Origin of the sequence: Marinifilum sp. D714, assembly GCF_030851345.1 — a bacterium.
Lineage (GTDB): Bacteria > Bacteroidota > Bacteroidia > Bacteroidales > Marinifilaceae > Marinifilum.
In genome coordinates this window covers 74,559-87,439 of record NZ_JALPNU010000012.1, presented here as the reverse complement: position 1 = coordinate 87,439, position 12,881 = coordinate 74,559, and the positions used below count along the sequence as shown (strand labels likewise).

Sequence of the window (12,881 nt, the reverse complement as noted above, 5' to 3'; positions counted from 1 at the left end):
ACTATAAAACTATATGCTATGAAAAAGCTATTACACTCGCTTTTAATTTGTTTGGGAATCTTAATGATGTCCTCTCAGATCTTTGCACAAAATGCACCTGGGGAAAAATTGCAACCTTATAAAGGAGGTACTTATACTTATACCTTTAAGGGAATAAACGACAATTTGGATTATGAATTCTATATCAGTACTTCAAATTCTGGAATTGGGGCCAAGCATGCTGCATTGACTGGTCATATTACGAGCTCTTTAACTGGTAAAGTGGCAGGAAATAAAGCAATGGCAACAATTACCTGGCCATCATCTCTTTCATTGCCTACTGGTGTTACTGAAGTTTTTTTATTCGTGAAAATTTCAGGTACAGGAGTTTGTGAAAACTATAAAGCAGTAGGTATCACTCCAATTGATAATAATATGACATTAGCATTGGCGTTAGGAGATGGAGAAACAAGTCCTACTTGTCCTGATTTAACAGGTTTTAATGCGATAGTTGCTCCAACGGACACATATAATCCAGGAACAACAGAATTGACTTTTAAGTTTGAAAAAGGAGGAAGTACAAATAACTGGGATTTAGAATTTGATATTGTTCAAACAGGTATAGGTGATTATTCATATACTATTGGAGGAACTACTACCAATGTTACGGATGATGCAGCGACAACTCCGGTAAGTAAAACCAACCTTTCAGGTAACACTCAAATCTTAACAATTGTTGTGAAGAATGTACCAGGAGAAGCAACTCCTTCTTTCAGAATTGTTCCAAAATCAGCAAAAGATGCGGTGACAAAGGTAACTGTTACTACCATGCCTTCAGCTGTTAACTACCAAATTACAACTATGCCAGAAATTGGTGATTTCGAATAATCGCAATAACTAAAAAAACGATATAATATGAAAAGGTTAATATTATTAACGATGTTTTGTATTGGGTTTGTAGGGATTTCTCTTAATTCTTACGCTCAAAGTACAGCAGTAAAGCCTTATAATGGAGCGAAACACAAATACAAGTTTCAAAATGTTCAGGTTGGAGCGCAATATGAATTCTATGTAAGTTCCAGCTTTGTAAACAATGGTGCTGACTCAAAGGTTAGCACTTATGGAACGATGAAGAATGGAGATGGTAGTGCATTACCAACATTCCCGGTAAGTGTTCCTGCAGGTGGAGAGGTATCTGTACAAATTGAATGGGCTGCAGATGCCAATACAACCCATTCAGCAGGAGTATATCTGTTTTTGCATGTTACAGGGGCAAATGTAAATGGATGTTCTCCGGAAAACTTTAAAGCTGTTTTTATACAACCACAGGCTAATGACTTTAATTTGGCAATTGCAGATGCAGCAGTTAAAGATCCTGATTGTGCAGATCTAACAAATTTACAACCTGTAATTAATAAGGGTGACATTTTGGTAAATGATGATTATGATCCTGGTTATACAATTTTAAGTTTTGATGTGACAAGAACAAAATCGTCTAATGCTTGGAGTGCAACTTACAAGGTATCTTGTAATGATTCTGATGTGAAATTTGCTATTGGTACAACTGATACACCTGCTACAGGAGAGAAGAATGGTAGTATTAGTGGAGAAACAGCCAATACGCATACTATACAGATAAAAGTACCTAATGTTCCAGGTAAGAATCCAACATTTACAGTAACACTACTTACAGGTACGGATGATAAAACTGGTGTAACAGACCTAGATCTATCTGGAGAAGTTGCTGATCATACAATTAATGTGATGCCTACCATCGGTAACTTTGTTGGAGAATAATTAGAAAGAAATAAGACATGAAAAATATTTATAAGTTATTAATCGCAATGGTTGTTTTAGTGAGCTCTATAGAGCTTGCTAAAGCACAGAGTTCGACTTATAGTAATCCATGGCCAGGTTCATCGCACACTTATAGCTTTGGAGATAATGGAACTACAAATACCACAGAGTGGTTTATTTCTAGGAATGCCGATGGTAGTAACCCTATTGTTGGAGCTGCTGGTAATCATTTTACTATAGTTGGAGAAGGTGTTGCTGGGACTATAGATGCGAAAGGTGTTCTCTCGGGAAAAGGGATTAACACTTTAAGAGTTAATTGGGATGGAAATGCTACTGGGGTATACTATATATTCCTACAAGTTATTGATGCAACAACTAGCTGTTCTAATTTAAAAGGTTATATGGTAGATGTTGTTACAGGTAGATTTAATGCTTTGGCCGAAAACGTAACAGGAGGTACAACAGATGATAAAAATCCTGAATTTGTTGATGATGCAAAGATTGTTGCTGAAGGATGTTCTGACGAAACAGGTAACAGAATTGTGAATGATGGTACATTTAGCCTAGGTACTACAGAGGTAGTTTTCCGAGTTAAACGCCAATATTCATTGAATGAATGGCATATTGATTATGGTCTTTCTGTTGGTACAACTACTAAAGTAGTAGCTGCAGATGGTTCAACTATTGCTGTTGCTGCTGGCGGTGGATATGATATTCCATCAGCAAATGATTATGTGTTAGTGTATGTTTCTGTTCCAAACGTAGAGACATCAGCACAGGCAGTTGTTCTTACATTGGATAGTGCTAAAACGAAGGATAATACAACATCAACTACTGATGCAGCTAGTAAACCAGCTAATCCTTCAGATAATGTTGCAACTTATACTATTAAGTCAATGCCAAAAATTGGTGCTACTATGACTGGAGGTAACTAAAAATTAATGAAAATAAACACAGTATATAAAACACTAATGGCATTTGCCATGATCATCCTCTCGCTTGCTTCGGCAAGCGGGCAGGATGCATATACTGTTGTTCGTAATTCAAAAATGAAATATGGAGTTTCTGCAAATGCCGAAGTCCAAACTTATGAGTGGAAAGTGTATACAGATACAGATCTTTCCATTGAAGCTGATGCTTCAAGCGAATGTAAACTAACACCTGTTACAGGTGAACCTCATTCCATTGATGTGGAATGGTTAAGTGATGGTACATATTACCTTACCCTTTATGCAACCGGAACAAATGGTTGTACCAATAAAAAGGCATGGAAATATACAGTGGTTTCGACAGCTGTTATTGCCTTTGATGAAATTGCATCATCAGATTGTGCTGATGCTGATAATAGTTTTGCTACAGAATTGGTAGCAATGTTTGATTCGGGAACTGAATTGGCCGAATCGCAATATCCAGTTACGGTAAGCTATCGTTTAGATGGTGATGTTGCGGACAGAACTGCAACTGTAAATTATGCAGACAAAATGCTTAATGTATTAGGCATTCTTGAAGATGAAAATAAAGAAACAATCAATAATATAACCATTACGGGTGCTACGAATAAATATGGAGGAATAATTCATGTAGCCCCAGGTAAAGATGTTCATGAGAGAACAATATTTAAGAAACCAACTATTACGGGTATCGAATTAAAATAATACATCATGAAAATGAACAGAGTAATTGGCTTGTTGTTATTTGGATTAATCGCTTTTACAGGAAATGTTTTGGCGCAAAATCAGACTGTTACTTTAAATAGTACGCATGAATATAGTGTCTCCGGCGATGCTATTACATATACATGGGCGGTTTCGGGAGGAACAGCATCTGTTTTAGATGCTACCAATACTCAGACTATTGTTTGGAATGCGGAAGGAACCTATACCCTAACAGTTTTTGGAACCGATGGAAATGGCTGTGTTACCGAGACAAGAACAGCAATCATTGAGGTTGTGGGAACAGCTTCTGTAATGTTTGCAAAAGCAACAGGCGATGTTACAACATGTTCGCCTTTATTGGGTGATCCTGTGACACCAAATAATTTTGATGTTGTGTTTACAGGCGGTGTGCCACCATATGAATTGACATATGAAACAACTGCAATTGATGGTTCTAAATCTACGACTACAATAAGCGTGGGAGTTGACGGGGATGCTACTCCACTAACCACGTCTCTTACAATTGATGATTTTGAGAATACTTCAGGAGGAGATCAAACCATAAGTATTCAGTTGATAAGTGCAACCACTAAAGATGGAGAGGGCGTTGTTGTAGATACAGATGTTGCTAATAATACAAGAAGTGTAACTGTCAATTCTAAGCCAACAATATCAGGAACAATTACTTTGAATTAATAATAGAGATAAACCATATATTAAAAATAAATGTTCAAAACCTTACTACATAAAACACTGCTTACCGCACTGCTGATCCTCATGGGAGGATTAGCGGCTGTGGCGCAGCAGTATGTAGTAAAGGGAACAAAGCTTAATTTTAAGGTTGATGAGAATGCTTCATACAAGTATCACTGGTCGGTAACCAATACTTCGAATGGATCAGTTGCCTATTTGGCTTCAACAACATTCGAATCGGGAGACTATCAGTTTAACGATCCTGGTACGTATGAAGTAAAAGTTTATCCTGAAGATTTGGGAACACACTGTTTCGGAGAAGCACTTACCATGCTTGTTGTAGTAGACGATGCAACTCCAACAGCAGTATTCGAAGATCTTGAGGTGCCATATGTTTGTGCTAAAAACAATGGTGGGGACACAAATGGGAAGCTTAGTGTAACGGTTAATTATACTGGACCAAAACCTTGGACATTCAAGTATTCCATTGATAGAGCTCCTGCTGAATTGCCAGAAGGCGCAAATGAAATTTATACAAATTCATTTACTTTTGATTTGGAGATTCCGAATACAACGGGTAAAACGCACAGAGCAGAAATATTGCTTGTTGAAGCAAAAACTTTGAATGGAATACCAGTTGAGGAAGATTTGGCAAATCAAACTCTGGAGGTTGATGTAATGGCCTTGCCAAATACTGCGTTTGGCGACTACGAACCAGTAATTCAGTCTGGAACCATTCAGGCATATACAGCAACCATTGAGAAGAGTGAAAAATACGAGATTTTTGTTCCAGCTGGAGCAACAGTACTCAACGAAAGTACAAGTCGTTTAAGCGACAACTTCCATAGTCAATTGAGTTTCGACGTTCAATGGGCTGTAAAACCAGGCGATTATCAGGTGAAACTGATAGAAAGAAGTGCATTTGATTGTGCTGGAGATACAGTTTATGCGAATGTTACAGTTGTTGAATCCTTCTCGGTTGGTTTAGGAGCTGACTTGAGTTTCTGTGAGGGAGAAAGCAGGGTGTTAACACCTGAAATTGATTTTGATGGAACCTACACTTATTTATGGTCCGACGGTTCGGTGAATAGTACATTGGAGGTGAGTGAAACAGGTGTATATTCTGTTACTGTTACCGATACTAAATCGGGCAAGCAATCATCTGCATTTGTTAATGTAACGGTGTGGAAAGCTCCAACAGTTGATTTGGGACCAGATTATCAATTGACCGATGCAGAAGTACTGACGCTTGATGCAGGAAATGCTGGTGCAGATTATTTATGGTCTACAGGAGAAACGAGTCAAACCATTCAAGTAAACTCAAGTAATACCTATGGTGTAACCGTAACAAATGCTAATGGCTGTTCGGCTTCCGATGAGGTTGTGATTACCAGTGTAAATGATGTATTTGCAATTGAGTTAGGTGAAGATCAGGATATCTGTGTGGGCGAGGAGATTGTTTTGAATCCTAATCCATCGATTTCTCAGAACTACAACTACTTATGGTCAAATGGAGCAGTTACTTCAACATTAACAGTTAGCGAATCTGGTGTTTACTCAGTAACAGTGAGAGATGATGCAGGGAATGAGCAAACAGATCAAGTTACGATTACTGTTCATGCAATACCAATTGTTGACTTGGGTGATGATATTGTTCTGTTTGATGATGAAAATGTCACACTTGATGCGGGGGATGGTGGTATTGGAGGATCATATGAGTGGTTACCAAATGGAGAAACAACACAAAGCATTACCGTAACGGATGAAAATGTGTACTCAGTTCGTGTTACAAGTGCTCAAGGCTGTGTTGGAACAGATGAAATAAGTGTTACCAAAAGAGAAGGTAAATTTGCAATTGATTTAGGTGCTGATATTGATAATGTTTGTTTGGGAGAGAGGATTTATCTGACTCCTGAAATTAAAACCAATAATGCAGACTTTTCTGCAACTTATCGCTGGACTCCATCGGAATCAACTGATGAGGGAATATATGTTGAAAAGAGCAGTAAATATTGTGTTTATGTGACCGATCAGAATGGAAATACTGAGGAAGATTGTATTGAGGTTAAGTTCAATCCAACTCCGGAAGTGGACTTGGGAGATGATATTGTGTTGGCAAATGGTCAGGTGGTGAACCTAGATGCAGGTGATGATTTTGTATCATACATGTGGTATGTTAATTCAGGTGTTGAAATTAAACCAAGTGAAATCAATCAAGTTATTCAAGTGAGTCAGGTGGGTGAATATCGCGTAGAGGTTACAAATAAGTTTGGTTGTATCGGTAGAGATACAATTAATGTGTCAACTAATGGAAGTCAATTCAATGTTTATTTGCCAACGGCATTCTCTCCTAATGGCGATAGTAAAAATGACAAACTGGAACTTGCAGGTGATGTAGATGAGGTGGAGACTATGAGTTTGACTATTTACAACAGATTAGGTCATAGAATATTCCAGTCAGTTCACATGCATCGCAGTAAAGGTGATGGATGGGATGGTACCTATAAAGGACAAAATGTGGATATGGATGTTTATGTATATTTCTTGAAAGTTTCCTTTAAGGATGGAAGCCAAATGCAAAAACAGGGCAATATTACGTTGTTGAGATAGATTTGACTAATCGATTTTTATTGGTGATAGTTTCTCAAATTGATTAGTTATATTTAAAACGCCAAAGTGGAGAGATATTTTGTAAAATTGGATATTGCTATATCTGGATAATTCGGAAATATTACCCATTTTCATGTTTGTTGTTTTGAGGGTTTTATGCCAATGTAATTATGATTTTTAGGGGTAAATGGCAAACCCAAATGAGTGTTTATGAGAAAGAGTATTCTTATTTTCTTATTGATTATAATTTTGGGGGTTTTTAAGCTCTCAGCCCAACGTGTACACTCTTCTCAGTTCTATTCCATTCCATTATTGTTAAATCCGGCTCTTACAGGTAATTCTGATTATAACCTTCGAGGAGGAATGAATTATCGTAATCAGTGGAATAGTGTTACCATTCCTTTTGTTTCTCAAGCTGTTTTTGTTGATGGTAAATTGTCAACCCAATTGTTAAGTTCATCTTGGATTGGGGTTGGTGGTATGATCTTTAATGATAAAGCCGGTGATGGGGGATTGAAAACCACCCAGGTAATGTTTGCATCTTCGCTTAACAAGAGCTTAAATGCTGGGAATACGCTGTTCATACACGCAGGAGCAGGGATTGAAATGATTAATAAATCGGTAGATCTGAGTAAATTAACATTTGGAGAACAATTGGAAGGCGGAGAGAATGGAGAGGACTTTATTTCCCAATCACTATTCTATATGGATTTTTCATTGGGGATGCAGATGACTTATTTTAGAGGCAAGACGAAATATTTTATGGGAACCTCTGTAAGTCATATCAACGAACCAAAGGAATCATTTTATCGATACGAAAGTCAGGATATCAACTACAGTACCAATAATCTTAAAAGACGATTTGCATGGCATGCAGGTGCCGAAAGTAGGATTAGTCCAAGAATGTATTTCAAGCCTGAAATCATGTATACTACCGAAAAAAATGCCAATGAGTGGATTGCCGGTGCAAACTTCATGACTCTTTTCGGTAACAAGGGTACAATTTTTCACTATGGAATGTGGTATCGATTTACCCAGGATATAATTCCAGCATTTGGTTATGAGAGAAAACGATTAAAAATCATGCTAACCTATGACATCAATGTATCGGATTTGCAGGTAGCATCATCCAGTAGAGGAGGTTTAGAAGTGTCCTTAACCTACAACTACAACTATTCAAATCCAAGAGAAATTCGCAAACTAAAACGTCGCCAAAAAGTGAAGAAACTTGGCGATAAGGCCATTTCATGTCCGAAGTTTTCGCACGAAGACTAAAATTCAATTGGTAATTAATAATGATCAATGAATAATTGGGATAAAATTGTAAACCCAATTTAGATGTTTGTCATTTTTTAGCTTGATAACTTAAATGCTTGAATTAAATGGATATTATTAATTCACTACATTCGGTCTTTCTTAATATACTCTTTCTTTTTCTTTACTGCTGTTTTTCCTTCCACAACAATTACAATTTCACCTTTAACGGTTTTTGAGTTAAAATGAGCAATCAATTCAGCAAGTGTGCCTCTTGCATTCTCTTCATGTAGTTTGGTCAACTCTCTCGAAACAGAAGCTTTTCTTTCCTCGCCAAATACTTCGGCAAATTGCTGCAGGGTTTTTACCAATCGATGAGGCGACTCATAAAAAATCATGGTTCTGCTTTCTTCCGCCAATTCATTTAGCTTTCCTTGTCTTCCCTTCTTTTGAGGAAGAAATCCTTCAAAGCAAAACCTGTCATTAGGCAATCCAGAGTTTACCAAAGCAGGAACAAAAGCTGTTGCACCAGGTAAACATTCCACTTCAATTCCTTGCTCAACGCAATGTTTAACCAGGAAATAACCAGGATCCGATATTGCGGGTGTGCCTGCATCAGATATCAGGGCAATCGATTCGCCAGCCAAAATTCTATTGGCAATATTTTCGGAAGTTTTGTGTTCGTTAAACTTATGATGAGACAAAAGAGGCTTGCTAATTTCGTAGTGTTTTAAAAGAAACCCAGACGTTCTGGTATCTTCTGCCAAAATTAAATCGACACTTTTTAAAGTATTAATGGATCGTATGGTCATATCCTCCAAATTTCCGATTGGAGTAGGGATTAAATATAATTTTGACATTTCTTAGAATTTTCTTTTAGTAAGTTCCATAAACTGAATTACCGTAGGATTTTCGAAATCCCAATTGGTGTTGTGTTTAAAGTGTTCCTCAATAACACTAATATTGCTTGTTTCGTTAATGAATTTGATACTGGAATTGTATGCTTCCGCGTTGTTTTCAAACAGTTCGCGAATAAATAAAAAACGATCGTTAATACCAATTGCAGTTTGAATATCGCTAAGCTTGTTATTGATTAATTTTTCACCAATTACCTTTGTCGATCTATTTTGCAGTTGGTCGTTTAATATTTCTTCAGTATCAATTTTTTCATTTGCCGGATTTTCGGAGGCAGTTACCACGGCTTCGGCTTTTATTTCTACAGTTTCCTTAATTACTTCGGTAATTTTTTCCTGTTTTACTTCGTGATGAATCATTTCGGATATATTATTTTCAGTACTTGGCAATTCTACTTTTTCTTCTTTGGGAATTGAAGAATTTACTTTAGAAAAACCATCCTTCATGAATTCAAATTCTTTTGAAAGGCTTTCAATTCGATCCGACAAAAGATTCAAACCTTTATTCAAATCATCAGGATTGTTCTTGAAATGATCCAAAAGGTTTTGAATTTCCTCTGTTTTATTATGGAGCAGCTGAATTAGTAATTTATGATCCATTGTTAATGAATTAAAGTAGTTAATAAGCCAATTTCTGATTTAAATTAAATCTATACAAAGAAACGAGATTTTTTTTGATTTGATTGTTTCCTCTCTGCTAAGATTCTTTTCCTATTTTTGTATATCGATGTAACAACCATTTGAATTTTTAAATAATCACATTACAATGTCATTTACGCATTGAATACTTTCCAATTGGATTGGAATTCAATAATAAGTGGCGCAAAACTACCTAAACTATAATAGATGTTTCTTGAAAATGATATAAGCAGAGCTGGTCGACAGGGATGGATTGAGGTGATTGTAGGTTCGATGTTTTCTGGTAAGACAGAAGAATTAATCCGTCGCTTGAATCGTGCTAAGATTGCGCAACAGAACGTAGAAATATTTAAACCTCATATCGATGTTCGCTATTCCGAAGATGAGGTGGTATCGCATAACTCAAACTCTATTCGATCAACTCCGGTAGAAACCTCTGCTAATATTTTACTATTGGCCAGCAATGTTGATGTTGTTGGAATTGATGAAGCACAATTTTTTGATGAAGGATTGTCGGATGTTTGCAACGAATTGGCAAACCAAGGTGTAAGAGTGATTGTTGCTGGTTTGGATATGGATTTTCAAGGAAAACCATTTGGCCCAATACCAAGTTTAATGGCTCGTGCCGAATATGTAACCAAAGTACATGCAATTTGTATGCGTTGTGGAAATTTGGCCAATTACTCTCACAGATTATCAGAAGCCGAAAAATTGGTTTTACTGGGTGAGAAGGACGAGTACGAACCTCTTTGTCGTGAGTGCTACACCAAAGCCATTAATCATTCAGAAACAAAATAGAATTTTTACAAAACTAAGACACTTATTCAACGCTTTCTTATATGAGATCTGAGCAATTGTATTCCGTAGGATTGATAGCCCAAATTACTGGTGGGAAAATAATTGGTAATGCCGATTTTGAAATTCAATCCATATCAATTGACAGCAGATCTTTATATCTTCCTGAAGAAACTGTATTTTTTGCCATTGTAGGCGACCGCCACGATGGTCATAAGTACATCTCGGATTTGTACCAGAAAGGAGTTCGGGCTTTTGTAATCAGTAACAATGAATTAGACTTAAGCAAGTACACAAAGGCCTCTTTTGTTCTTGTTGAGGATACATTAAAAGCTCTTCAGACACTTGCAGCCAGGCATCGCGAGCATTTTAATTCTCCCGTTATCGGTATAACCGGAAGCAATGGAAAAACCATTGTTAAGGAGTGGTTGAATCAGGTTTTGCAGAATACTCACAAGGTGGTTCGCAGCCCAAAAAGCTACAACTCCCAGGTTGGAGTGCCATTATCGGTTTGGAATCTGAATTCCAATTCGAATTTGGGAATCTTTGAAGCTGGAATTTCTCAACCCGAAGAAATGGACAAACTGGTGGAAATTATACAACCAAGCATCGGGGTATTTACACACCTTGGGCAGGCTCATCGAGAAAATTTTGAGGACAAACAGCATTTACTATCCGAAAAGTTAAAGCTGTTTAGAACTTGCAAAAAAGTGGTGTACTGTTCAGATGATGCTTTGGTGGTGAATTCCTTTGTTGTAAATCTGGAACCTAATCAGAAGCAATATACCTGGGCCAGAAATAAACATGCCTATTGTCGAATCATAAAGGAACAACAAAAAGGCGACCGAACCCATATCACCATTCAGGTTAGAAAAAACACAAATGAGTTTGTAGTTCCTTTTACTGATCGTGCATCTGTAGACAATGCCATTACTACCTATGTTACGGCATTGGTACTGGGCATCGACGAATGGGAGTTGAAACAGGAAATGTTAAAGCTTGAACCAGTTGCCATGCGACTGGAAATAAAGGAAGGCTTTGGCAATTGTACTTTAATCAACGACTACTATAATTCCGATTTGGGATCACTCGAGATAGCTATTGATTTAATGAATCAACAGCAAACCGATAAGAAAAAATGTATCATTCTGTCGGATATCTACCAATCGGGATACACCGATAAGCGATTGTACAGGGCGGTGGCCAAGTTGGTTGCCAAGCAAAAAATCGATCGCATCATTGGCATTGGTGAGCGCATATCCTTGCAAGCTGATTTGTTTGGCGATAATGCCGTATTCTACAAGGATACCGATTTGTTTCTATCGCAATTTAATCGAAGCAAGTTCCACGATGAGGTAATCCTGATAAAAGGAGCCAGGGATTTTCACTTCGAACGAATATCAAAAGCCTTGCAATTTAAGGCACACAGAACGGTTCTCGAGGTCGATTTAAATGCCATGGTGCACAACCTGAATTATTTCAGATCGCTGCTTAAACCTCAAACCAAGCTTACCGTAATGGTAAAGGCATTCTCCTACGGAAGTGGATCGGTAGAAATAGCCAACCTTTTGCAGTACCATAGGGTCGATTACCTTGCAGTGGCCATTGCTGACGAGGGCGTGGAGCTCCGTAATGCAGGAATCAACATTCCAATTATTGTGATGAATCCCGAGCCGCACAGTTTCGAAACCATGATTGAGTACAATCTGGAACCCGAAATCTATAACCTGAAAATATTGCACGAATTCCAGAAGGCTTTGCGCAAAAATGTGGTGAAAAACTATCCCATTCACATAAAGCTTGATACCGGAATGCATCGCATGGGTTTTATGGAGTCGGAGCTCGACGATTTAATTGCCCAAATCCAGAACAACGATCATTTCTATATCCGATCGGTATTTTCGCATTTGGCTGGTGCCGACGAGGAGCAACACGACGATTACACCCGTCATCAAATACAATTGTTCAAGCAATGGAGTGATAAGATTCGCCAGCATTTTACTTATGCCATCGATCGCCATGTGTTAAACTCGGCGGGAATTGAACGTTTTGCCGATGCGCAATTCGAAATGGTGCGTCTGGGTATTGGTTTGTATGGCGTAAGTGCAGTCCATCAGGATAAGCTAATGAATGTTAGCACCCTTAAAACCACCATCTCGCAAATTAAAACCGTATCAAAAGAAAATACCATTGGTTACGGGCGTAAAGGCGTGCTCGAAAAAGATGCCCGCATAGGCGTTATTCCAATTGGATATGCCGATGGTTTCAGCCGCAAGTTAAGCAATGGCCTTGGTAAGGTGCTAGTAAACGGCAAGCTTTGCCCTGTAGTTGGTAATGTGTGCATGGACATGAGCATGATAGACCTTAGCGATGTGGAAGCCAAGGAAGGCGATGCGGTTATCATTTTTGGCAACGAGTATCTCGTGAGCCAAATGGCCGAGCAGCTCGATACCATTCCTTACGAAATACTCACCACCGTTTCGCGCCGTGTGAAACGCATTTATTTGCAGGAATAAAAAAAGAGGCGCTGTTTCCAACGCCTCCC

The 12,881-nt window shown here is 38.0% G+C and carries 11 protein-coding genes; 9 read left to right on the top strand and 2 right to left on the bottom strand.

Annotated elements, in window-relative coordinates; genetic code table 11:
- Nucleotides 1–18: 18 nt before the first annotated feature.
- The 7 genes from M0051_RS12435 (at nucleotide 19) to M0051_RS12405 (ending at nucleotide 8,009) form a co-directional block, all read left to right on the top strand.
- On the top strand, nucleotides 19–867 hold the full coding sequence (locus M0051_RS12435; protein WP_306741847.1) for a hypothetical protein: 849 nt from the start codon (nucleotides 19–21) through the stop codon (nucleotides 865–867).
- Between the two features lie 27 nt (nucleotides 868–894).
- Nucleotides 895–1,776: a hypothetical protein gene (locus M0051_RS12430; RefSeq protein ID WP_306741846.1), complete on the top strand. Its 882-nt coding sequence runs from the start codon at nucleotides 895–897 to the stop codon at nucleotides 1,774–1,776.
- Nucleotides 1,777–1,793: 17 nt separating this feature from the next.
- A complete protein-coding gene (locus tag M0051_RS12425) occupies nucleotides 1,794–2,711 on the top strand; it encodes a hypothetical protein (RefSeq protein WP_306741845.1) in 918 nt (305 codons plus the stop codon).
- A gap of 6 nt (nucleotides 2,712–2,717) precedes the next feature.
- Entirely contained in the window at nucleotides 2,718–3,431 is a 714-nt protein-coding gene (locus tag M0051_RS12420) for a hypothetical protein (protein WP_306741844.1), read from the top strand.
- Nucleotides 3,432–3,437: 6 nt separating this feature from the next.
- Complete coding sequence (locus M0051_RS12415) at nucleotides 3,438–4,127, top strand: PKD domain-containing protein (protein ID WP_306741843.1); 690 nt, start codon at nucleotides 3,438–3,440, stop codon at nucleotides 4,125–4,127.
- Between the two features lie 30 nt (nucleotides 4,128–4,157).
- Nucleotides 4,158–6,734: a gliding motility-associated C-terminal domain-containing protein gene (locus M0051_RS12410; RefSeq protein ID WP_306741842.1), complete on the top strand. Its 2,577-nt coding sequence runs from the start codon at nucleotides 4,158–4,160 to the stop codon at nucleotides 6,732–6,734.
- A 210-nt stretch (nucleotides 6,735–6,944) separates the two neighbouring features.
- Nucleotides 6,945–8,009 carry a PorP/SprF family type IX secretion system membrane protein gene (locus tag M0051_RS12405; protein ID WP_054720804.1) on the top strand — a complete coding sequence of 355 codons (1,065 nt, stop codon included), beginning with the start codon at nucleotides 6,945–6,947 and terminating at the stop codon, nucleotides 8,007–8,009.
- Nucleotides 8,010–8,134: 125 nt separating this feature from the next.
- On the opposite strand, the gene rsmI is transcribed toward M0051_RS12405, so the two are convergent.
- Nucleotides 8,135–8,848: a 16S rRNA (cytidine(1402)-2'-O)-methyltransferase gene (rsmI, locus tag M0051_RS12400; RefSeq protein WP_306741841.1), complete on the bottom strand. Its 714-nt coding sequence runs from the start codon at nucleotides 8,846–8,848 to the stop codon at nucleotides 8,135–8,137.
- A 3-nt stretch (nucleotides 8,849–8,851) separates the two neighbouring features.
- Nucleotides 8,852–9,502 carry a hypothetical protein gene (locus M0051_RS12395; protein WP_306741840.1) on the bottom strand — a complete coding sequence of 217 codons (651 nt, stop codon included), beginning with the start codon at nucleotides 9,500–9,502 and terminating at the stop codon, nucleotides 8,852–8,854.
- Nucleotides 9,503–9,748: 246 nt separating this feature from the next.
- Between M0051_RS12395 and M0051_RS12390 the strand changes: the two genes are divergently transcribed.
- Entirely contained in the window at nucleotides 9,749–10,339 is a 591-nt protein-coding gene (locus tag M0051_RS12390) for a thymidine kinase (protein WP_306741839.1), read from the top strand.
- A gap of 41 nt (nucleotides 10,340–10,380) precedes the next feature.
- Nucleotides 10,381–12,852, top strand: coding sequence for a bifunctional UDP-N-acetylmuramoyl-tripeptide:D-alanyl-D-alanine ligase/alanine racemase (locus M0051_RS12385; protein WP_306741838.1), 2,472 nt, complete (start codon nucleotides 10,381–10,383; stop codon nucleotides 12,850–12,852).
- The last annotated feature ends 29 nt before the right edge of the window (nucleotides 12,853–12,881 follow it).